Origin of the sequence: Mucilaginibacter sp., from assembly GCF_041660805.1 — a bacterium.
Classification (GTDB): Bacteria; Bacteroidota; Bacteroidia; order Sphingobacteriales; family Sphingobacteriaceae; genus Mucilaginibacter.
This window is the reverse complement of record NZ_JBAZVP010000002.1, coordinates 259,374-280,243: the sequence shown is the minus strand read 5'-3', so window position 1 is coordinate 280,243 and position 20,870 is coordinate 259,374. Positions and strand designations below refer to the sequence as shown.

Annotated in this window: 31 protein-coding genes; 15 read left to right on the top strand and 16 right to left on the bottom strand. The window is 48.0% G+C overall.

Annotated features, from left to right (window positions below; all coding sequences use genetic code 11):
* Position 1: 1 nt before the first annotated feature.
* The 3 genes from WC743_RS04290 to WC743_RS04280 are packed head-to-tail and all read right to left on the bottom strand — an operon-like array spanning position 2 to position 2,588.
* Positions 2-1,489, bottom strand: coding sequence for a DNA polymerase Y family protein (locus WC743_RS04290; protein ID WP_373010814.1), 1,488 nt, complete (start codon positions 1,487-1,489; stop codon positions 2-4).
* A 16-nt stretch (positions 1,490-1,505) separates the two neighbouring features.
* Positions 1,506-2,234, bottom strand: coding sequence for an ImuA family protein (locus WC743_RS04285; RefSeq protein WP_373010566.1), 729 nt, complete (start codon positions 2,232-2,234; stop codon positions 1,506-1,508).
* A gap of 12 nt (positions 2,235-2,246) precedes the next feature.
* Positions 2,247-2,588, bottom strand: coding sequence for a hypothetical protein (locus WC743_RS04280; RefSeq protein ID WP_373010565.1), 342 nt, complete (start codon positions 2,586-2,588; stop codon positions 2,247-2,249).
* A gap of 87 nt (positions 2,589-2,675) precedes the next feature.
* Between WC743_RS04280 and WC743_RS04275 the strand changes: the two genes are divergently transcribed.
* Both WC743_RS04275 and WC743_RS04270 read left to right on the top strand, forming a co-directional pair.
* On the top strand, positions 2,676-2,948 hold the full coding sequence (locus tag WC743_RS04275) for a hypothetical protein (protein ID WP_373010564.1): 273 nt from the start codon (positions 2,676-2,678) through the stop codon (positions 2,946-2,948).
* Positions 2,949-2,957: 9 nt separating this feature from the next.
* On the top strand, positions 2,958-3,569 hold the full coding sequence (locus tag WC743_RS04270) for an alpha-ketoglutarate-dependent dioxygenase AlkB (RefSeq protein ID WP_373010563.1): 612 nt from the start codon (positions 2,958-2,960) through the stop codon (positions 3,567-3,569).
* Between the two features lie 23 nt (positions 3,570-3,592).
* Here the strand turns inward: WC743_RS04270 and WC743_RS04265 are convergent, their stop codons facing one another.
* The 9 genes from WC743_RS04265 to WC743_RS04225 all read right to left on the bottom strand — a co-directional run bounded on the left by WC743_RS04265 (position 3,593) and on the right by WC743_RS04225 (position 10,617).
* Positions 3,593-4,009 (bottom strand): DUF6326 family protein, encoded by a 417-nt coding sequence (locus WC743_RS04265; RefSeq protein ID WP_373010562.1) that lies wholly within the window; start codon positions 4,007-4,009, stop codon positions 3,593-3,595.
* A gap of 68 nt (positions 4,010-4,077) precedes the next feature.
* Complete coding sequence (locus WC743_RS04260; protein ID WP_373010561.1) at positions 4,078-5,007, bottom strand: carotenoid biosynthesis protein; 930 nt, start codon at positions 5,005-5,007, stop codon at positions 4,078-4,080.
* Between the two features lie 83 nt (positions 5,008-5,090).
* Positions 5,091-5,942: an alpha/beta fold hydrolase gene (locus tag WC743_RS04255; protein WP_373010559.1), complete on the bottom strand. Its 852-nt coding sequence runs from the start codon at positions 5,940-5,942 to the stop codon at positions 5,091-5,093.
* A 478-nt stretch (positions 5,943-6,420) separates the two neighbouring features.
* Positions 6,421-7,023 (bottom strand): hypothetical protein, encoded by a 603-nt coding sequence (locus tag WC743_RS04250; protein WP_373010558.1) that lies wholly within the window; start codon positions 7,021-7,023, stop codon positions 6,421-6,423.
* A gap of 27 nt (positions 7,024-7,050) precedes the next feature.
* Positions 7,051-7,470, bottom strand: coding sequence for a DUF1810 domain-containing protein (locus tag WC743_RS04245; RefSeq protein ID WP_373010557.1), 420 nt, complete (start codon positions 7,468-7,470; stop codon positions 7,051-7,053).
* Positions 7,460-7,651 carry a hypothetical protein gene (locus tag WC743_RS04240; RefSeq protein ID WP_373010556.1) on the bottom strand — a complete coding sequence of 64 codons (192 nt, stop codon included), beginning with the start codon at positions 7,649-7,651 and terminating at the stop codon, positions 7,460-7,462. The genes WC743_RS04245 and WC743_RS04240 overlap by 11 nt, the downstream gene beginning before the upstream one ends.
* A 14-nt stretch (positions 7,652-7,665) precedes the next feature.
* On the bottom strand, positions 7,666-8,595 hold the full coding sequence (locus tag WC743_RS04235) for an NADP-dependent oxidoreductase (protein WP_373010555.1): 930 nt from the start codon (positions 8,593-8,595) through the stop codon (positions 7,666-7,668).
* Positions 8,596-8,598: 3 nt separating this feature from the next.
* On the bottom strand, positions 8,599-8,802 hold the full coding sequence (locus WC743_RS04230) for a hypothetical protein (protein WP_373010553.1): 204 nt from the start codon (positions 8,800-8,802) through the stop codon (positions 8,599-8,601).
* Positions 8,803-8,841: 39 nt separating this feature from the next.
* Positions 8,842-10,617 (bottom strand): ABC transporter ATP-binding protein, encoded by a 1,776-nt coding sequence (locus tag WC743_RS04225; RefSeq protein ID WP_373010552.1) that lies wholly within the window; start codon positions 10,615-10,617, stop codon positions 8,842-8,844.
* Positions 10,618-10,677: 60 nt separating this feature from the next.
* Here WC743_RS04225 and WC743_RS04220 point away from each other — a divergent pair, with 60 nt between their 5' ends.
* The 4 genes from WC743_RS04220 to xth are packed head-to-tail and all read left to right on the top strand — an operon-like array spanning position 10,678 to position 12,789.
* Entirely contained in the window at positions 10,678-10,974 is a 297-nt protein-coding gene (locus WC743_RS04220) for a hypothetical protein (RefSeq protein ID WP_373010551.1), read from the top strand.
* Positions 10,971-11,741 (top strand): Ku protein, encoded by a 771-nt coding sequence (locus tag WC743_RS04215; protein WP_373010550.1) that lies wholly within the window; start codon positions 10,971-10,973, stop codon positions 11,739-11,741. The genes WC743_RS04220 and WC743_RS04215 overlap by 4 nt, the downstream gene beginning before the upstream one ends.
* A 16-nt stretch (positions 11,742-11,757) precedes the next feature.
* Positions 11,758-11,997 (top strand): hypothetical protein, encoded by a 240-nt coding sequence (locus tag WC743_RS04210; RefSeq protein ID WP_373010549.1) that lies wholly within the window; start codon positions 11,758-11,760, stop codon positions 11,995-11,997.
* 3 nt (positions 11,998-12,000) lie between these two features.
* The gene (xth, locus tag WC743_RS04205) at positions 12,001-12,789 is read left to right on the top strand and encodes an exodeoxyribonuclease III (protein WP_373010548.1); all 789 of its coding nucleotides are present in this window, start codon (positions 12,001-12,003) and stop codon (positions 12,787-12,789) included.
* Here xth and WC743_RS04200 read toward each other — a convergent pair.
* A complete protein-coding gene (locus WC743_RS04200) occupies positions 12,784-13,155 on the bottom strand; it encodes a response regulator (protein ID WP_373010547.1) in 372 nt (123 codons plus the stop codon). The genes xth and WC743_RS04200 overlap by 6 nt on opposite strands.
* Before the next feature lie 218 nt (positions 13,156-13,373).
* Between WC743_RS04200 and WC743_RS04195 the strand changes: the two genes are divergently transcribed.
* The 6 genes from WC743_RS04195 to WC743_RS04170 all read left to right on the top strand — a co-directional run bounded on the left by WC743_RS04195 (position 13,374) and on the right by WC743_RS04170 (position 15,911).
* Positions 13,374-13,643, top strand: a complete 270-nt coding sequence (locus tag WC743_RS04195; protein ID WP_373010546.1) for a circadian clock KaiB family protein — start codon at positions 13,374-13,376, stop codon at positions 13,641-13,643.
* Between the two features lie 88 nt (positions 13,644-13,731).
* Positions 13,732-14,019, top strand: a complete 288-nt coding sequence (locus WC743_RS04190; RefSeq protein ID WP_373010545.1) for a hypothetical protein — start codon at positions 13,732-13,734, stop codon at positions 14,017-14,019.
* A 135-nt stretch (positions 14,020-14,154) separates the two neighbouring features.
* Positions 14,155-14,586, top strand: a complete 432-nt coding sequence (locus WC743_RS04185; protein ID WP_373010544.1) for an Hsp20/alpha crystallin family protein — start codon at positions 14,155-14,157, stop codon at positions 14,584-14,586.
* Positions 14,587-14,671: 85 nt separating this feature from the next.
* Positions 14,672-15,373 carry a DUF6515 family protein gene (locus WC743_RS04180; RefSeq protein WP_373010543.1) on the top strand — a complete coding sequence of 234 codons (702 nt, stop codon included), beginning with the start codon at positions 14,672-14,674 and terminating at the stop codon, positions 15,371-15,373.
* Between the two features lie 50 nt (positions 15,374-15,423).
* The gene (locus tag WC743_RS04175) at positions 15,424-15,717 is read left to right on the top strand and encodes a hypothetical protein (RefSeq protein WP_373010541.1); all 294 of its coding nucleotides are present in this window, start codon (positions 15,424-15,426) and stop codon (positions 15,715-15,717) included.
* 26 nt (positions 15,718-15,743) lie between these two features.
* Positions 15,744-15,911, top strand: a complete 168-nt coding sequence (locus tag WC743_RS04170; RefSeq protein WP_373010540.1) for a hypothetical protein — start codon at positions 15,744-15,746, stop codon at positions 15,909-15,911.
* Here WC743_RS04170 and ligD read toward each other — a convergent pair.
* The 3 genes from ligD to WC743_RS04155 form a co-directional block, all read right to left on the bottom strand.
* The gene (ligD, locus tag WC743_RS04165; protein ID WP_373010539.1) at positions 15,904-18,618 is read right to left on the bottom strand and encodes a DNA ligase D; all 2,715 of its coding nucleotides are present in this window, start codon (positions 18,616-18,618) and stop codon (positions 15,904-15,906) included. The genes WC743_RS04170 and ligD overlap by 8 nt on opposite strands.
* Before the next feature lie 3 nt (positions 18,619-18,621).
* Positions 18,622-18,723 carry a DUF3606 domain-containing protein gene (locus WC743_RS04160; protein WP_373010813.1) on the bottom strand — a complete coding sequence of 34 codons (102 nt, stop codon included), beginning with the start codon at positions 18,721-18,723 and terminating at the stop codon, positions 18,622-18,624.
* Positions 18,724-18,831: 108 nt separating this feature from the next.
* Positions 18,832-19,005 (bottom strand): hypothetical protein, encoded by a 174-nt coding sequence (locus WC743_RS04155; RefSeq protein WP_373010538.1) that lies wholly within the window; start codon positions 19,003-19,005, stop codon positions 18,832-18,834.
* A 275-nt stretch (positions 19,006-19,280) separates the two neighbouring features.
* Here WC743_RS04155 and WC743_RS04150 point away from each other — a divergent pair, with 275 nt between their 5' ends.
* The 3 genes from WC743_RS04150 to WC743_RS04140 all read left to right on the top strand — a co-directional run bounded on the left by WC743_RS04150 (position 19,281) and on the right by WC743_RS04140 (position 20,518).
* On the top strand, positions 19,281-19,478 hold the full coding sequence (locus tag WC743_RS04150) for a hypothetical protein (protein ID WP_373010537.1): 198 nt from the start codon (positions 19,281-19,283) through the stop codon (positions 19,476-19,478).
* Positions 19,479-19,484: 6 nt separating this feature from the next.
* Positions 19,485-19,745 (top strand): hypothetical protein, encoded by a 261-nt coding sequence (locus WC743_RS04145; RefSeq protein WP_373010536.1) that lies wholly within the window; start codon positions 19,485-19,487, stop codon positions 19,743-19,745.
* A gap of 314 nt (positions 19,746-20,059) precedes the next feature.
* Entirely contained in the window at positions 20,060-20,518 is a 459-nt protein-coding gene (locus WC743_RS04140) for a hypothetical protein (protein WP_373010534.1), read from the top strand.
* The last annotated feature ends 352 nt before the right edge of the window (positions 20,519-20,870 follow it).

The following is a 20,870-nucleotide window of genomic DNA, read 5'->3' as shown; positions in this document are numbered from 1 at the left end:
CTTATGCAAAAAAGCCATGTAAAAACCATTCTTCCGTTTGATCCCCGGTATAATGCCCCGAGCGGAACACCCAATACCTGCGGCCCTGCTTATCTTCTACGATATAATAATCCCGGTGCTCGCCTTCGGCCAGCCACCATTCCTGCTCGATACGTTCCGGCCCGTCGGTCTTGACCAACTCGTGCCGTTCATTCTGGTAAATAAATACCTTGGGCGGGTAATCGGGTATAGCAGCCAGTGCTGTGATTTTTTGCGGATCGGCCAGTAAGCGGAACGGACGCGGCTTGTCCTCATACCAGCAGGTATTCGGCTTATCCGTTATGGCGGCCGCTTTTTTAACCGATCTTTCCGGCCAGTAATGTTCGGCCGGCAGGAAACGCTGGATAGCGGTGATGCCTACTTTGTTAGCCACGCGGTCCAGCAGTTCCGCGATAGCCACGTTTTCCAGGCCAGCCTTACCCGACCATAACACTTCCTGGCCCGGCTGCATGGCCTCCACTTTTGGCGCTTCCAGGACAAACAGCTCAATACCCATTTCCGGCCGGATGTCGCCAATCTTTAATTCAAAGAGTTTAAATAAATGGATTGCGCTTTCCGATGGCCGGTTGGTGCCGATAGTTACCTGTACCATGGCACCATCAATGCGGTAACATTTAAGTATCGCTGTGCGCAGCCCTTTTCCGTCCTGATGCAGGCGGGGACAAAGCATTTCCAAAAGTTTTTGAATAGCGATCTGAATAGCTACCCGCGTGCGGATCGGTTCCATGCAGGGCAACCGTTCCTGGTAAGTAATGACCGGACGCAGCGGTTTGATCACTTCCTTTTCGGTGCCCAGCGCCTGGCCAAGTTTTACAGAAAGGCTATCACCAAAACGCCTGCGCAAGGCCTGCCTTGGTAAACCTGCAAAACTACCGATGGTATACATCCCCAGTTGATGCAGCGTTTCCAGTTGTTCCGCCTCTAAACGTAAAGCAGCAGGCGGTAATGGAAAAACAGCCTGCGCCTGTCTGCCCGGTTCCGTGATCGGCTTAGCCGCCGCAAAACGGGCGACCGCCCAGGCACAGGCCGCAGTATCTGCTATGGCCGCCCGCACTTCATAGCCTTTATCTTTTAAACGGTTGACAACTTCTTTATAATAGCCACGCTCACCGCCCCATAAATGCGTACAGCCGGTAATGTCCAGGATCAGTCCGTCCGGCGGGTCAAGGACGACAAAGGGCGTGTAACGGATCAGCCATTCACCGATCAGTTTCAGTAAACGTTCATTACGGCCCGGCTGGCTTTCGATGACCTCCAGACCGGGCGTGACCGCTTTGGCATCGGCTACCGCTGTGCCCGGAACAATGCCCTGCGCTTCCGCCAGTTGGCTCGTTGCGACCACCACCAGCCGGCCACAATCCGGCGCCGAAAATACGAAAGGAATAGCTTTCAGTTCTGCCCGGCGGAGCATCTGCCAGTCCGCCAGCAGGTAGCGGAACCATATCGACATAAAGCGCTTTTCCATATCATACCGCTTTAAGCATTTGCAGGCCATTTTCTGTTGGTGCAGCCAGATCGATAAAGTGATCATCCGACCATTCGAGCGTCCAGCAACCCGGGTTGCCGTTGCGCACTTTGAGCAGCGCTACCTGCCAGCGCGGACGACCCACGCCGGGCAGGCCCTCTTCCAGCTCACTAGGTACCGGCGTAATTTGCCAGCGCGCGGTGCAAGTGTTGCTGCTGAGCTTCCGCGGATCGTTGCGAAGCAAAAAGCCGGTCACCTTGCTGTTTTCAACCGCCAATTGCAAACGCCGGGACTGGACGATGCTGACCTCGCGCACTTCAGCGATCACAGCTGCAAACCCCTCACATTTCAGCGCTTCCTCCATCACCCAAAGCACATCTTTTTCCAAAGGCAGGTTGACAAAGATCACCCGGTCGGGTGCGATGCCAAAAGCTTTTAAAGCCGGTGGAAAAACGGTCTGCTGCCTGCCGATCCAGAGACAGGCGCCGCCATCCGGCATCAGCGCCCGTAACAGCCCGCTGATAAAGCCGCCGCAGGCCGCCCCGGCTACCATGTCGAAACTTAAAAACTCATGGATCGCACCCACCGGGAAAATGCCGTTCGGAAAAGCCTCTTCTACCGGCCCCAAACCGATCCGGTTACCCTCATCGCCTGACGGCGGGGCAAAGCCTTGCAGGCGCAAAATATCCTGCTGCAAGCGGTCGATGATATCCTTCTTGGTTTCGGGCATGGCGTATTTATATTAAGAGCCGAACATGAATTTAGCGAAACGCACCTTTAGCTCATTGTTATATTTCCTGATCGCAGCAGCAATGGCTTTTACTTCTTCCGGCGTAAAGACCTCGTCTTCACTGAAAGCGGAAACCTGTTCCGGGTAGTTCACCGCTTCAAAATAAGCTTCCGCATCCTGCGATGTAACCGGCGGGAGTTCATTTTCCATGTTGACAAAGACCACCGACCGGCGCTCAGCGCAGCTCACATCAAAACGGATAAAGCCATCTTCATCGGCCAGCCGGTCCAGCTGTTCCACGGTGATGGTCACCGGGTTAGCTGTAAGTTCAAGATCTAAATTAAATGGCACCATCGTTTGAAAAATTTGTAGACTACAAAACTAATACTAAAAATATTAGCATTTTGTTTATATTTGAAATTATTTTTTGAGCAAGCATAAATGACGACCCATAGCTATCTAACCAGCGAAGCCAAAGCTTTTGTCAGGCGAAAAGAAGGACCGGACGAAGTTATCCGCGTGGTGCCCGACCGCTTTTGTAGGAAAGCGGTACAATGCTACCAGCTGTATACTGCATTTGAAGAAAATCCGGATGACCTCGGCTACATTCTGTTTGATATGCAGGGTTACTGGATCTATGATGGCAATAATTTATCTGTCGCCGAACAGGAACAGGTAGCGGACTTTATTATTCATTACGTGGAAAGGGGCTAAGTAAAAAGGATGATGGAACAGTTAAGTTTTTTTGCAGAAGCAGGACAGAGCAAGGGATTACCAAAAGAACTATTGGAATACCGGGCCGGATTTATAGATAGCCAGATCAGCGACCGCCTGCTGCAACAATTTATAAGAGAAGCACCCTGGAAGCAAAGCACCCAAAAAATGTGGGATAAGGAATACCTGACGCCCCGTTTAACCGCCTGGTATGGCGATATAGGCACGGATTATTCCGTATCGGGTAAAATAGCCAATCCTAATCCCTGGACGCCGGAACTATTAATGCTCAAAGAAAAAGTAGAAGCGGTAGCCGGGATCAGTTTCAACAGCGTGTTGCTGAATTATTACCGTGACGGCAATGATTCCGTCGCCTGGCACAGTGACCGTGAAAGCGTGTTAGGCAAGAATCCGATTATAGCATCGGTTAGTTTTGGGCAGGTGCGAAGCTTTGATATCCGTAACAAAACCGATCACAGTGAGAAATATTCGGTCAGACTGGAACACGGTTCTTTCCTGCTGATGAAAGCCGGCTTGCAGGAACACTGGGAGCACCGGATCGCCAAATCCAATAAACCAATGAAAGCCAGGGTTAACCTCACTTTCCGGCTGGTGATCTGATCAAAGTTTGCAGTTTGCCCCTTTTATGCTTTCGATTTTATCCAGCGCCAGGAACCATAAATAATAATAAGTGCTAAGATGATCTCCAAAACCGCCAAATAGATATAAAAGTTCCACATCGCATCAAATGAAAAACTCACGAGGATGAAGAGCCAGAAGGCGATGAGCAGGACAGCGATAATAATATTTAAGATCCCGCTGATTTTTTGGGAGAAGATCAGATTGACCAGTGGCATTAGGGCATAGATCGTAATATAAATGGCGATGGCTAATAATTTTGCCGGCGTTGTCGACCCATCATCCATCTTTCCATGGAGCAGGCCGTTAAGCCGTGTTGGTATCCACATGGACAGGAGGTCACCATAGATAAATAAAAGAAAAACAGTAAGCCAAAGCCCGGCTAATTTAAATCTGATAGGTACGCTTGTATTCGTTAACATATGAATTTCGTTTGATTATTGGTCAGATTCCATATAGACGTTATATCATAGAATTTGGTTGCATGGACTTATTTTCGATTCGCATAGGATGTCCTTGTAAATAAAGGCCGATAGTGTAAGGCGAAACCGATCAGTAAATTAACGCAGGCCGCCACGGTCATCCAGGTTTGCTCTGTATAAAAGCCAAAGATCCAAAAGCCGGCAAAGAAGAACAGGTGGAACCAGCCCGGTACCCATAAGGCGACAGCCGGTATAGTGGCTGTCGTAATTGTTCTTTTTCGCCAATAAAAGATAACCAGGCCAATGAAAATAAGGGTCAGCCCCGAAAAGCGATAACCCGAGGTGATACCGATCTTATTCAGTAAAGGGAATAACCATTCTTCGGTGGCATAAAGAACAAATAGCGAACAGAGCAGCGCAAATATAGCGATCAAGGCGGCATTCAGTTTTGTCCGCTCGAACAGGCGGCTGAATGCCGAAAAACAAAACACCACGGTTTGCCAACCGACGAAGTTCGCATATGGAATACCGAACCATTGCGTGGTCATGGTATTGATGTGCGGATCACCCCAGTTCCAGTTCCACATATGCAGCCGGCAGGCGACCGTATCCATGCTCAGGTCGATATTGATCGCCAGTAAGGTATCCAGTGCCGCGCAGGCCCACAGGGCCAGGCCGAGCCGGTCGGTAAACAAACGTGCCGAATACATGATAATGCCCCAGCCGACACCGATGCAAAGCGGCACGGTGATGGGGTATGTACCGATCATGATCCAGAAATTACCATAGGAATAACTGTACATAGCCACTTCCATGTATTCCAGCAGCACGCCGAAAAAAAGGCCGCCAAGCAGGTAGGCAACGGATTGCGGGCCCTTTCGCCAGGCATGCACCAGGCAAAACAGCAAAAGGACATACATCGCTAACTCAAAAACAGGAAACACCCAGGCCGGTGCAGGCCCGGTCGGCATGCCGGGATAAGGTGGTGGTTGGTTCATCGGGAAAAGGCATTAATTTCCTCCTAAAATACAAAACGTCGGCAATTTTAAGAAGTTGCAAAATATTGGTGAGGAACCAGAAACTACTCTTTATGAAGTAAATTGATTACGGCCTGGTGAAAGCCGGCCGGATCCTGAAGCGGACCGCCATGCGCAACGTTTGGCAGAATGACGAGTTTGGCGTTTGGGATCAACTGTGCTAATTCCCTAAAGTGCTCCTGTTTGATAAACTGATCATACTGGCCGCAGGCAATTACTGTCGGTGCTTTAATCGTTTTAAGAGCAGCTGGGCTAAGATTGGGTTCGGTGCTGTACATTTTGCCTAAAGCTTTCTTTAATTCACCAAAGTCATCCGGTGTCGGAGATAGCTTCCGGTAGTTTGCCGTGGCCCTTGTCATAAACCGTGCGCCTGATGTAGAGTCCGAGGTTTCTTCCTTGTAACCTGAAAGATTATAATTAGCGCCGAATGTGAAAAGCTTGCTGATCCGTTCCGGATTTTTAATCGCCAGGATCATCCCAATGATACCGCCGTCGCTCCAGCCCACGATGGATGCCTTGCCTATTTTGAGGTAATCCATCAGTTGCAGGACATCCGATGTCATCAGTTCATAGGAGAGCGGCTGATCACCCAAAGAACTCCGGCCATGGCCCCGGCTGTCCACCACGATCACCTGGTGCGTTTTTGCCAAAAGCGGAACCTCGAAGCCCCATTCGTCCGAACTGACAAATCCCCCATGCAGCAAAATGACCGGGTCTTTACCATGTTCATTAAAAATTGCATAATACAGTTTAATATCATTGACGGGTATCAGGCCGCTCTTGTCTGCCCGCGGCATAAGTGGAACCTCAGGCAGTGTTTTCCAAAGAGGAACGGTTGTTTGGCCAAAAGCGGACAGACATACTACCGTCAGTAAAAGTACCAGGATCTTTTTCATATCATCCGAACTAATTTATTTACACCGTTTAAATCTACCACTATGATTTATAAATATAATTATTTCAACATCAAACCTATAGTAAAAAAGTGGTGGCCGGGGAGTTACGGTATTAAGCTACGCTCACGCCCCCTCAGCAAATCACGGCGAATGTGAAAGTTGTGCTGAAAAGACGTATTTTATCTGCATCCAAGCTGCCGGTGGCGCAGACGCAGCATAAACCATGAAAGAACTGGCCGGGAAAGTGGAAAAATTCACCAGCTCGCAGGGCAAGCGCTATGAAGTGGATGTATTGATGGTAATGTGCTATTTTTTCGCCGCATGGACTCCGGGCACAGACTAGGACCTTGACCTGAAAAAGCTTTACGAGGCGTACCTGGCACTTGAAGATTTCAGCACCGAGAATTTCAGGCCCTATGTCGCACAGCGTCATTCACCGGGACGTGGCTTATTGCTGCACCCTGGCCTGATCGCCTGATCAGGTATTGGCTTTGATGCGGCGGATGATCTCCGCCAGTAAATCACTGTCATAAATATCGCCGCCGGTCACTTCCCAGTCTTCCATACATTCTATTTTCGCGGCGGGTTCGCCGTTGATCAGCACGATGAACTGTCCCTCCATTTCTTCGATACGGACATGGTAGGTGACCTGGTTCTTTCCATAACGAAAATATAGGTCGATGTCTTTCGGGGCGTTGGTGCTTTGGGTCAGAATGCCGTTCTCGGTGGTATGCGCCTTACCCGAATGATAATCCTGGATGCAGTCGATGAGCTGCCAGACCTCCGGTTCGGTCAGCTGGTGCCCGTCATATTTCCATTCAAAAAAGCCGATTCCTTTGAAATGCAGCTGCCCGAGGTAACCGGGATGTTCTTCCCGCTCTACCTCAAAGTTCTCCATATAGCGTTCGCGCATAGCCTCCGCATCATAACGATCGCTGTCCAAATACGGGTAGCCCTGGCAAAGATGATGGGAGCCATTGGGGACATATTGGCCGTCTTTTTCGATCCATACAGGCATCACCTCGATAAGGTCCCAGGAATCATCCTGCCGCTTGATCTCGATGGTTACCGGGTTATTCATCGCACAAAAATGAGAAAAATCCTGTTTTTAAACCAGCTGCATGGTCGCTTTGTCTTTTTCGCCGTTAAAAAATTTATTAAGGACCGCTTCAAAAACCGGATCAGCGCCCGGTACGAGGGAAAACAGCGTCATCGAAGAGCGCAGCTTGAGGTCATCGGGGCTGCCCATCACAGCAATAGCATTGTTACCTGGCAACCTTAACAAGGCATGGCTGATCTCCATGAGTCTTGGGCCTAAGACTGGATGCTCCAGGTATGCGATCGCGTCAGGCAGGTCTTTGATGGCAAAGCGTTTGGCCATTTCGCTGTAACCCAGGCCCGCAATCTGCGGAAAAACATACCACATCCAGTGGCTGCGCTTGTGGCCACTTTTAATTTCCGTTAAGGCGATGTGGTAGTCGCGCGCCTGCGCATCTACAAAGCGTTTCAGATTATAGTCATTGCTCATCCTTAGCGTTCTTCTTTTCGCCAGCAAAATGCGCACGCGCCTGTTTCAACCCGGTGGCGATGGCTTCGCCTTCATTGCCGGTGGTTTTCAATACTTCATTAGCGATCTCGGTCGCCTTATCTCTTATTTTCTTAGGTTGGTTCTTATAAGATGGCGGGTAATCGCCGTTATACCAGGGCATAGTTCCTCCTTTTTTTAAATCACTTTGATAACGATTTTACCACGGGTATGATGCTGGCTGCTCAATTCTTCGGCCTGCCGGGCGTCTTCCAGATTCAGCACCGCAGAAACCACGGGCTGCACAATACCCTGATCGATCAGGTCACCGATCTGTTCCAGGTCCTCCGGGTATGACTGCGCGGTGAAGCTTTCTAGCCGGATATGTTTTTCTTTGGCCTCGTCTTTGAATTCCGGCGCGACGGTCGTTACCAATATGCCTCCGGGTTTGATGACCACCAGGGAACGCTGCTGGGTTTCTTTACCGATCAGGTCCAGCACCAGGTCGACATCCTGTATTTCCTCTTCGAAGCGCTGGTTCTTATGATCGATGGCCTGGTCGACGCCTAATTGTTTGATGAATGCGAGGTTATCTGCCGAGGCGGTTCCGATCACTTCAGCGCCTTTCCATTTCGCGAACTGGATCGCGAAAGTCCCCACGCCTCCGGACGCACCGTGAATGAGTACCTTTTGTCCTTTTTCCAGCTTGCCGAATTTGAACAGACCCTGCCAGGCGGTAAGTCCCGCCAGCGGCACGGCGGCTGCCTGGATATGGTCTATACTGCGTGGTTTCAGCGCGATCTCGCTCGCCTTGATCACCACGTATTCGGCAAACGCGCCGTTCTGTGTCGGGAATGGCCTGCCGTAAACCTCGTCGCCGATGCTGAAATTGCGCACCTGGTTACCCGCCTGTTCGATGACGCCTGATACGTCCCAGCCGATGGTCAACGGAAATTTCGTCGGAAACTTTTGCTGCGACTGACCTGCCACGATCTTGCCGTCCACCGGGTTGACGCTGCTGGCATAAACCTTAATTAATACTTCGTCCGCCTTGGGTTGCGGTACGGCTATATCTTCCAGTTCGAGCACATCCGGCCCGCCAAACTCATGTATCCTGATCGCTTTCATCGCTTATTCCTCCTTGTCTTTAAAAGTTTGGATTTCTTCGCCCTTATGCAGGTTGCGGTTCGGGTGCTGTACTTCCAGTTCGCTGGTGTCCAGGTTTTCGATGTCATTCGTTTCTCTTGCTGCTTCCTGCAGCGTCTCGTTTTCACGGCCATTACCGGAAGGTTTGCCCTTACGGTCTATATGGTTTACGTTCTCATTTTTTGCCATGGTTATTGTGTTTAACTCTAAAGAGAACAGGAAATATTTTTAAAGGTTTTCGGTAATTGCTACCTGTGGTTCGAACCTTCTTTCGCCGATCTGCTGGCGCCACAAAGCATAATAGAGGCCTTTGTTCGACAGTAGCTCGTCATGGCTACCCGATTCGGCAATTTGTCCCTTCTCCAGCACATAAATGGTGTCCGCATGCATAATGGTGGATAAACGGTGGGCAATCAGGATGGTCATCTGGTCACGGCTGGCCGATACATCGCGGATGGTCTGAGTGATCTCTTCTTCAGTCAGCGAATCCAGTGCCGAGGTAGCCTCATCAAAGATCAGCAGCCGTGGCTTGCGCAGCAATGCGCGGGCAATGGAGATCCGCTGCTTTTCGCCGCCGGATAACTTCATGCCATTTTCACCGAGCACGGTATCCAATCCATTTCCCGCTTTGGCGATCAGTTTGGTTGCCGAAGCCTTGCGCAGCGCTTCGGTTATTTCCTCGTCTGTTGCTGTCGGGTTGACCAGCAGCAGATTGTCGCGGATCGTACCGGCATACAATTGCGTGTCCTGCGTCACAAAACCGATCTGACGGCGAAGCGGATTATAGCGGATGGCGGCAGATGTTACGCCATTAAAACAGATCTTACCGGCAACCGGGATATACAGACCAACCAGGAGTTTGACCAGTGTGGATTTACCGGAACCCGATGGACCTACAAAAGCGATGGTGCGGCCCAGGCGGATATCAAAAGAGATCCCATCGATGGCATTATAGTTCGCTGTGCGGTGCCGGAAGACCACATCTTCAAAGCGGAGTTCATCCAGTTCACCGATCTCTACCGGTTCATCCGGTCTTCGCTCAATGGACTTATGCATCAGCACATCAAAGCTTTTGAAGGAAGCGTCCGCTTCCCGGTAGAGCAGGATCAGGTTGCCAAGATCCTGCAAGGGCGTAAAGATAGCGGTGGAAATAAACTGCATGGCGATCAGCTCGCCGGTGCTTAATACTTTGCGAAAGATCAGCCAGAGCAGAATAAACAGGATGGACTGCTTGAGCAGATTGAGCATGTTTCCCTGCAAAAAAGAAAGAAATGCCACTTTCCGGGCCTTGTACATTTCCAGGTCAAAGATGGTTTTGGTCTGTGCGTTCAGACGTCTGATCTCCGAAAAGGTCAGGCCGAGGCTTTTGACGAGTTCGATATTGCGCAGGCTTTCGGTGATGATACCCGCCTGGGCATCGGTCTGCCGGTTAATGGAGCGCTGCACGGTCTTGATGCGCTTGGACAGCAGGCCAGTTAATGAGCCGAGCACAATGATACCCACGAAAAAGACAGGGACGAGCAGCCAGTTCTTGCTCAGGCTATAATACAATAGAAATGCTACACCCACCAGCGAAGAGAACAGTACCGTTACAAAAGCATTGATAAAACGCTCGGCGTCTGTTTTAACCTTTTGCAATACGGATAAGGTAGTGCCGCTGCGGCTTTCCTCATATTCCTGGAAAGACAGGCGCAGCGTCTGCTTCAGGCCATCATTAAATACCTGCATACCAAAGCGGGCGACGGTTTTGCGGGTCACAAAGTCCTGCAATGACTTGAAAAGTTTCGAGAGTACGGCCAATCCTAAAGCGATGGCCAACCAATAAAGTATACCATGGATCAGACCATTTTCCGATAGGTGTTGCTTATTTGTAGCATACTGATCAATAATATGACCGAAGATCACCGGGTCGATCAAGGCCAGCAGCTGCGCAGCTGCGGCAAGCACTAAGGCCAAAGCGATCAGCGCCCGGTACGGTTTCAGATATTGCCAGAAGATTCCCATGGTTTTAATAAGTCATAAAACGCGAGATTGTTCGCATATATGCCCATCAATCACACAAAAATGGCGCAGGAATGTTGTGCAGGTATGGAAAATTACCCGATCACCATCAGTAAGGATAAGGAAGTGCATCATTTTGAAGTAGGTGAATATGTGCACCATGAAGATGATAAATGCAAATACCGGGTATTTGAGAATGGCGCTTATGTCGCCAGCTTTACGCCGGATGACCATGACTTCCTGCATATCTGCCAGAACCCCGGCAACGTGGATGAGGAAATCCTGCATTTACTGGCTGATCAAATCGAAGCGCATCACCCGCAGGGCATTAACGATAATATAAGAAAACTAAAGCTATGAGAAGCATCTGGAAAGGCTCGATAGGATTTGGCCTCGTAAGTATCCCTGTCAAATTATATTCGGCGGTACAAACTTCTTCGCTGGACCTGGACATGCTGGACAGCCGTGACCACGCGCATATTAAATTCCAGCGGGTGAATGAAAATACCAAAAAGGAAGTCCCTTACGATAAGATAGTTAAAGGCTACAAATGGGATGAAGATTATGTGATCGTGGAAGATGCCGACTTTGAAGCCGCCGCACCGGAAAAAAGCAAAGTGATCGAGATCGAGAACTTCGTGGATATCGCCTCGGTCAATCCGATGTATTATGAAACTTCCTATTATACCGAACCTGAAACTAAGAACAATAAAGCTTACGCGCTTTTACTGGAAGCTTTAAAAAAATCGGGCAAGGCCGGTTTGGCCCGTTTCGTTTTGCGCAGTACCGAAAGCATGTGTATCGTTCACCCGGTAGATAAAGACATCGTAGTGACCCGTATCCGTTTTATGCAGCAGATCCGCGACCAGGAAGAATTGAAACTCAACGACAAGATCGAAGTTTCAAAAAAGGAACTGGATATGGGCCTGGCACTGATCAACCAGTATGCGGAACCGCTCGACCTCTCGAAATATAAAGATGAGTATCATAACGAACTGTTGAAGCTGATCGAAGCCAAAGCCAAAGGCAAACGTCCGACCATTAAGAAACTCAAACCAAAAGCGGCCAAGAGCGACGATCTGTACGATCAGTTAATGAACAGTTTACAAGTTAAAAAAGGCGCTTAACCTATAAATAAACACGATGAAAAATCCATTTGAAAGACAAAATCATACCCTGCTTTTCGCAGCTATCGCCGTGACCACCCTTGCGGCAGGCGCTATCGCGTTTCTTTTTCTGACTGAAAAAGGTGAGGATACGCATAAGAGCCTGAAAAAGAAAATTAAGAAGATCGCCAAGGACGCCGCTGTGGACGCTGTGGCTAAAAAAACGAAGATCAAAAAGAAAGCGGTTAAAGCGGTCGCCGACCATATCGATAAATAAGGGTTGAAGATCGCCACATATAACGTTAACGGCATTAACGGCCGTTTACCGAATTTGCTGCGCTGGCTGGCGGAGGCGAAACCCGATGTGGTATGTTTGCAGGAGCTCAAAGCGCCGGATGAACGCTTCCCGGAGCAGGCCTTGCTAGGGTTGGGTTATCATGCCATCTGGCTCGGCCAGCACAGCTGGAACGGCGTAGCGATCTTATCACGCTACGGTGAAATACAGGAAACCCGGCGCGGACTGGATGGCGACGAGTCGGATACCCACAGCCGCTATATCGAGGCATTTATTAATGGTGTGGTCATCGGCTGTTTGTACGTGCCCAATGGTAACCCCTGGCCGGGGCCGAAATTTGATTATAAACTTTCATGGATCAAACGGATGACCGCACACGCAAAGAAACTGCAGGGCTTTGATCTGCCGGTGGCGCTCATTGGCGACTATAATATCATGCCGAACGATCTTGATACCTATAAGCCGGAAAAGTATATTGAAAACGCTTTGTTTCGCCCCGAGGCCAGGAAACTGTTTAATGCGTTACTTAAACAAGGCTGGACGGATGCCATCCGGAAGTTATACCCGGATGAACGTATCTATACCTTTTGGGATTACCTGCGCAATGCCTACGGGCGGGATGCAGGTTTACGGCTTGACCATTTTTTATTGAACTCAACACTTGATAAAAGATTAGTTTCAGCAGGTGTAGACAAAGAAGTCCGCGGCTGGGAACATTCCAGCGACCACGCGCCGGTATGGATCAAGCTTGACACGAAATTAATATTATTATAAGGTATTATCCTGCTGTGGGATATACTTGCGAAGGATACCGTACAATTGGTCCAGCTCAAACGGTTTTTCGATATAGCCATCAAAACCGGAACGACTGTAAACTTCGTTAATATTGCTGTTACAGCTTAAGGCAAGCACCGGCAAATGCGGGTAACGTGCCTTGATCTCCCGGCACGCCCGGATGCAGTTTTCACCGCTCAGCCGGTAATCCATCATCACGACGTGGGGCCGCGCCATGCCGATCAGTTCGATGAAATCCTCGCCGCAACTGTTCAGGCCATAGACCCGGAAGCCCTCCAGTTCCAGGGCGGTATATAATATGTCTAAAATGTCCTGATCAGTGTCTTGTATGATGATGGTTTCCATGGGCTGAGGCTTTATTGAAACCCAAAAAAGGTGAGAAACTTACATTACGGCTAATTGCGGTTCCTGGCATTCACTTCATAATCAACCTGAAAACTATAGTTTTGTTTCTATACTTAGTTAATACGTTGTTGTTAGCCAAACATAAAGCGGCTTCATTGATTATCTTAATGAAGTGTTTAAATCTTTGTGCGTGTGATGGAAACTGAAAAATACAAGCTATGTCTTTATATTGCGGGCCAAACCCAAAAATCGCGGAAAGCCATAGAAAACCTGAAAAATATTGCGAGGAAGAACTAAAAGAAGTCTATACAGTAGAGATCATTGACCTGCTGGAGAATCCCCACCTGGCGGAAGGAGAACAGATCATCGCGGTACCGACACTGATAAAAAAACTTCCTGCGCCCGCACGGGTACTGGTCGGCGATCTTTCAGACAAGATCAAAGTCTTGGTGGGCCTTAACCTGGTCAAAGACGATCCCGGTAAATAAGCCGTCGGTCCGAATCCATTTAAGTCTTGCAGGAATACGCCAAAGGGCTATATTTGTATAAGTAACCCGGTACAAAACAGGGCTGATCATGATTAACTCACTTGAAATATCCCACATCGCTGAGCTTGGCGCCTCTGTCGCAAGGCTGATCAAAAGCGAACTTGCCACCGATGGTACTGTTCATGCCGCTGCAAACCAAATTATCGTTTCCATTTCCCGCTTTGAAGTCGAACACCGCCTGGGCAATCTGTTACAGCAGATCTACCGCTCGGTCGACCAGCATTTTCCTGTGCGCAAGGGCGACCTGTCGCTTATCGTCAGGGCTTTGGATGGCAGTTATGAGAACAGTTTCAAAATCTGGAAATCAGTTTCCTAAAACTGAAAAGCTGGCATTCCTGCTGCAATTTTTTCAGTTCCCCCTGCAAATTTTTCAGTCAAAAATGGCTGGCACAGCGCTTGTAATATGTCTATTACAATAAATTCTTAAATTATTTTTAAAGGAGAATAGGCCATGACTTTAGTTAAATGGAACAACAAAACCAACAACGCGTTATTGCCAGGCTTTAACGACGTTTTCGAATCTATTTTTAATGACACATTTTTCAATGACCGGATGGTGACCCGTGTGCCTGCGGTGAACATCAGTGAGTCTAATGATCATTATCACATCGAACTGGCTGCGCCGGGCCTGAAAAAGCAGGATTTCAAGATCAGCGTCGACCATGACCAGCTGAGCATTTCCGTGGAGCAGCAAACAGAACAAAATGACCGCAAGTTTAACAAACGCGAGTACAGCTATACTTCCTTTGTGCGCTCGTTTACCTTACCCGAACTGGCTGACCAGGACCGCATCGAAGCCGCTTATGAAGACGGCGTCCTGAAGATCGATGTGGCAAAAAAAGAGGAAGCTAAAACAGTTAGCCGCCAGATCGAACTCAAATAAAAACTCCATCATATATCCAAAGAGGCTGCCTGCGTGGCGGCCTTTTTCAGGATGTACTATTGTAGGACTTTAAATTTAGAAAACAATGAAAACGATGAGTAAATTCTTAACCGGTTTATGCATCGCAGGTTCGCTGGTTTTAGGTTTAACCGCTCCTGCTGATGCTCAACACAGCGGCCATATGACCGCCTTTAACAGGACAGCTTACCACGTTCGCCCGGACGCGCTTACAGTGCATCCAAAAGGATTCTATCATCCTTATGTTTATCCGCATGTCGGCGTGGTGGTTCGCACGCTGCCCATAGGCTACTATTCATTTTCCTGGAACAGCTATCCCTATTATTACTATGACGGGCTGTTCTACCAATCCTATGCAGACGGCAGCTACAAGATCGCCGCACCTCCAATCGGTGCCGAAGTACCATCACTGCCTATCGGCGCGGACATCATTACCATTGACGGCAATCCATACTGGCAATACAAAGGCATTTATTACGAATCTGTTATCCATCCCGGCGGTCAGTTTGCCTACAAGGTCGTGGGTAAGGAGGGTGTACTGAACACCAGCACTGAATCCGATCCGAATTTACCGCTTATCGGTGATATGACCGATCGTCTGCCTGATGGTGCGCGCCAAGTGAAGCTGAGCGGCAAGACCTACTGGGTGACACCGGATGACATCTACCTGGAGGAAGTCAAAAAAGAAGATAAACTCAGCTACCGGGTAGTATGGGTGCCGGAAAGGAAAAAAGAGGAACCTACCCTGGCCGTTGAAAATAAAAGCTAAAATCAAAAGAGCTCCTGGATGCCCGGGGGCTCTTTAAATAATTTAAGACTATGAAAACACAGTTTTATATTTTGCTCAGCCTGAAAACCCCGCAGGGCTTTGCGGATTACGGGCAGTATTTCTTTGGCAATGACCGCGAGGCGGCCTATGAATTGTTCCGGCAGTTAAAGGGCAGCGAAGACTTAAAAGACAACTGCCTGCTGCATATCGACCTGATGGAAACGGTAGACGAACTGCCGGTAAAAATTAAAACGATCTGCTGTACGCTGGAAGAACTTGCATTTAACTGCAAACTCATCGCACGGGAGATCTTTCGTTTAAAGAATTTGGAGGAAATAGCATGATTAACAAATTATTTTTATTCCGGACATTGATCGCAGCCCTAATAATCTGTCTGCTGGCATGGGATAGTATATTATGGCTGACCCTGCACGGACAGCCCTGGTCGCATCGCGACGTATTGTTGACCTGCGCATTGCTCTGGATCATTTCTGTATTCTTTCCGCAGAACAGCGACGATGACTGGCAGCTTACTTGAACGCACTTTGTGTTTTCTTTAAGGTTTTCTCCAGGTCGATGCCTTCGCCCAATACGCCTTTAAACAAGTCGCCCGTTTCCCTGAACCGGTCCATTGCATTATGAATATTAAAATGCTGTATCGTCAGGCCGGGTTTAACCTCGTCCCAGCTTAATGGAGTCGACACCGTAGCACCGGGTTTTGGGCGGAGTGAATAGGGTCCTGCGATTGTGGCCCCCGGCCGGTTCTGTAAAAAATCGAGATACATTTTACCCTTTCGCGCAGCTATGCTTCTTTCCAAGCTGGTATAATCCGGTATTTGTTTATGCACCAGTTTTACAATGATATTGGCGAACAGCTGGGATTGCTGGTAAGTGTATTTGCCTTCCAGGGGAATATAGATGTGCATGCCGGTAGAACCGGAAGTTTTGGGATAGCTGGGCACATCGATGGCGTCTAAAATATCTTTAGTGATCCGCGCCGCTTCCACCACCTGGTCATAGGAATGCTTATCAGGGTCGAGGTCGATCACGCAATAATCCGGGTTATCGGGCGTTTCGGCCCGGCTGAACCAGGGGTTGATCTCGATGCAGCCCAAAGAGTTCATCCAGAGCAGGCTGGCTTCATTGGTGCCGACCAGGTATTTGGTGACTTTACCTTCATCGGTCACATGATCAAAGGTTTTGGCCCAGTCAGGCGCTTTGTCGGTCACGTTCTTCTGGTAAAAGCTTTGGCCATGGATGCCGCCGGGAAAACGGTTCAGCGACATCGGCCTGTCCTTCAGATAAGGCATCATCAGTTCGCCCACTTTATAATAATAGTTCAGCATATCGCCCTTGGTCACCTTATCTTCCGGCCAGTAAAGTTTGGTTACATGGTTGAATTTCAACTGGTGTCCGCAAACGGTTTTAACCTGGGTGTCTTCGGTTGGGTTCAGTAAGGTTTTACGTTCGGTGTTTTTGACCGGTTCCAGTTTCAGATCAGCCTTATTGGATTTTTTATTTTCTTTTTTTGCCGGATGAGTTTCATTGTCTGCTTCCACTACGGTTTCTTCCGTAGCTACCGGAGTTTCCAGTACCACATCAGTGGCTTTCTTATCGGTGCGCAACCCCTTAAAAGACGCTTGTCGAAATACCCCATCGCTGGTCACTTCAGCAAATTGCACCTCGCAAACCAGTTCGGGTTTGAGCCAGGTCGGTTTGGCGCCCATGCGTTTGGGCCGGAAGCGGGTCGGTTTATCCACGTCCACTTCATAATCGAACGGGCTTTTATCGGTGATGAGCGGTTTGAACTGCGCCATCATTTCTTTTTGCAGCTTATCCGAAAACCCCGTACCTACCTTGCCCGCGAATTGCAGGTCACCCTTCGCGTCATAGAAGCCCAATACCAACGCGCTGAATGATTTACTCGTGCCCGCGTTTTTGGTAAAACCAGCGATCACCACTTCCTGTCTTTTTTGCACTTTGATCTTCAGCCATTCCTTACTACGCAGGTCGGAGGTATATGCGCTGTCCGCTCTTTTAGCGATGATTCCTTCCAGCCCCATGCGTTCCGCTGCGGCGAAGAAGTCAATACCGTTCGCATCAAAAACCTTGCTCTGGCGGATATGCTCATTATCGGTCGGTAGTATGGATTGCAGGATGGCCTGGCGTTCGCTGAGCGGTAAGTCCATTAGTTTCTTGCCTTCATACCAAAGGATATCGAAAATATAATAGACGAGGTTACCATCGGCTTCGCTGCGCCAGTTCTGCATGGCCCCGAAATCGGAAATACCTTTCTCGTTCAATACCAGCAGCTCGCCGTCCAGCACCGCATTCATGCCCCAGCTTTTCAAGCCCGCATTGATCGGGTAATATTTTTCAAATGGTAAATTTTTCCGGGAAAGGAGCTGCGCGCCTTCTTTTTTATCAAGGACGGCTATGGCACGATAGCCGTCCCATTTGACCTCGAACAGCCAGCCCGGTTCATCAAACGGCTTATCCACCAGTGTGGCCTTCATGGGTTTAATATTAGCAGGAACCCTGGATTTTGGTGCCGCCTTCAAAAGCGCCTGCGCGTCGATCTCCGGCAGATCTTCGGTTTTCACCTCACTTGCTAATTCCTCATCCGGTAACACATCTTCCTCGTGCCCGTTTTGCCAGACCTTTTCGCTGGTTTTTTCCATCGTTTCAATGGTCTTGCCCGATAAGACGGATTGATCCTTTTTGGTGATGTCTTCGGTGGTTGCGAACTCATCTTTATGTTTGATCATCAGCCAGCCATTCTCACCCATGCCATGGGTTTTGACCATGGCAAATTCGCCGTTGAGCTTTTCACCATGCAGCTTAATCTTTAACTGCCCGGAAGCCAGTTGCTTGAGCAAATGTTTTTCCTGGGCCTTTTTGCCTTTGATGGGTTCGATCGGCTCATAGGTGCCTTCGTCCCAGACGATCACGGTACCGCCGCCATATTCACCTTCCGGAATAATGCCCTCAAAGTTCAGGTAATCAAAAGGATGATCCTCCACCATCATGGCCAAATGCTTTACTTTCGGATCAAGCATCGGTCCTTTCGGCACCGCCCAGCTTTTTAAAACGCCATCCATTTCCAGCCGGAAATCATAATGCAGCCTGCTGGCATCATGCTTTTGCACCACGAAGATCAAATGATCCTTATCCTTGCTCTTCCCGGCCTTTGGTTCTGCGGTCTTTTTAAAATTCCGCTTTTTGACGTATTCGGTTAATCCCATATCTTATTTTTTGAGTTCGCGTTTGACATCCGGCGCTGCTGTACCGGCAGCCAGTACCGCCGCTATAATCTTTTCCTGTGACACGTTAAATTCCTTCGCCCAGATTCCAGGGCATAGGCATCCTCAATATCCACCGAGCGCGTATCTGCTGCGGTTGGTTTTATTTTTCGGTTCATAATGGTTTAGACAACAAAGCCCCTTGCGGGGCTTTTCTTATTTCTTGGTTTCGAGCTTCTTTTCGACCGCCGCACGTTTATTACTCCCGGTCGCCTGTTTCGCAGCCTCTACATTTTTAGCAGTTGTGCCTTCTTTTCTCGCTTCGTATTTCAGTTCGTGTGGCTGCTCCGATACGGAGTTCCTTTCCACTTTTGCGCCCTTCTTTGCCATAGGTTTCTTTTTTTTAGATATACCTGATAAACAACAGTCTATGCTGATGGTTTTTACTCATAACTAAATACCCTTATTTAATAACGTTTAAACTATTTCACTCGCTAACTCTGAAAATGAAATGACGACCCGATGGCCGCATAAAAAAAACATATCCGCTTGCCAATGACAAGAACCGCTTCTAAACATCAGACAATTTCTTATGTATCCCGGCACCTTGGACTTTAAATTGTATATCAGCGACAAAATATCATGATTTTTAGTAGATTTAAGGTATGGGACAGGAGCTTAATCATTACCAGTTTATCAATTCGCAAACCGGCAATGTGATTGGGTACCTTTCATTGCCTGCCTTTATGGACGAAAATCAGCGTAAAGTACAATTGGAAAGCAAGAAGGCTACCCTGGCCATTATACATTCAATGAATCTGTCACTGATTTACTGGCAGGACAAAGATCACCCAATAATTTAGTCATTAATGGAATTACTCCGTGAAGATCTGATCAAACTCATTACGCTTAAATGTTCATCTGATTGGAACTTGGATATATTTAAAGACCATATCCTCATCAATCTAACGGATACGGAAACAGATCATATGTCCACTTACCGGAAGATCAAAAAGCAAGTTACCGATTGTATAAGGGAACATCTGCCTGAGAGAGATGAGGATGTTTTATTCGAAGTCAGGAACGGCGCCTGGAATTGTAGTTTTAAATTGGGTAAAACTTCAAAGTAAGCACGATAATAAGTAGGTGTTATTGCCGATCATTAGAATCCAACGTTTCCATTCCGCAATAGCAATCGTTCTTCTTTGAGTAACGTTTCTTCTGAACCACACCCGTTAATATCGATTACATAGCCGACTATCAGTTTTCACCAGGCAGTGATCAGTTGGCTTGATAATAAGTAATTTAGTCATGACTTAGCCGCTATTAATCAGATTTCCGCCTGAGGGCACTCTTTTGTTTATGTCAAATTGGAGATTAGCATATCGAAAAGGCTTGTAGCGTTATTAGCTTCATATTCGTATAGCTATTATAAACCTGCAAAATGAAAAATGTGTCTTCAATCATCTGCTTATTGATTCTTTCATTTTTCTTGGCTTCCTGTACCAATAAAGGTAATGGACAAATCGCTTGTACGGCTCAATATGTTTTACCGTCCCTAAATTTTCAGGTAATCAATGAGACGGATCTTACGATGCCGGTTTATACAGCAACAGATATTAAGATTTATCTCAAAACCGATATAAACAAAACAGACACGATCAGTCCTGCCCTCAAATCTGCTTCCGACCAAAGATATTTTTCTTTTGATTTACGACGCGTTAAACAAATCGATACATGCTATATCAGGGTTGCGAATCTCAAAACGGATACACTCGTATATGCTGTTTCAAATACATCAGCTCCGTGTCCGCGACCTTATATTAGCAAGATCACCATCAACAGATCTGCACCACTGCCCATCGCTCCAAATACCATGGTACAATTAAAAGTCACTTATTAATCGTTATCTGCAATTATTCGAGGAGCGCCTGAACGCAAAATGCTGTTTATCGGAAAATACACCAATTTTGGGGATTGTCAGGTAATACTATTTTACCTATTGTGTTTATTGCCAACGATCTGGTGCGCACGGGCGATTTCGGTAAAGGTATAATTTCGCTTCCACTTTTTAGTGGTGGTACCTTCTTTTTTGCTCCGTTTATCAGTCCGCGCGGTTGCTTCGATACGGAGTCCCTTTCACTTTTGCGCCTCTTGTTGCTATATTTGTGTTTTTAGATGTACCTTATAAACAAGTCTTACAGACAATGATTTTAAGCCGAATTCAAAGTACTGTAGTCGAATAACGGTTGAAT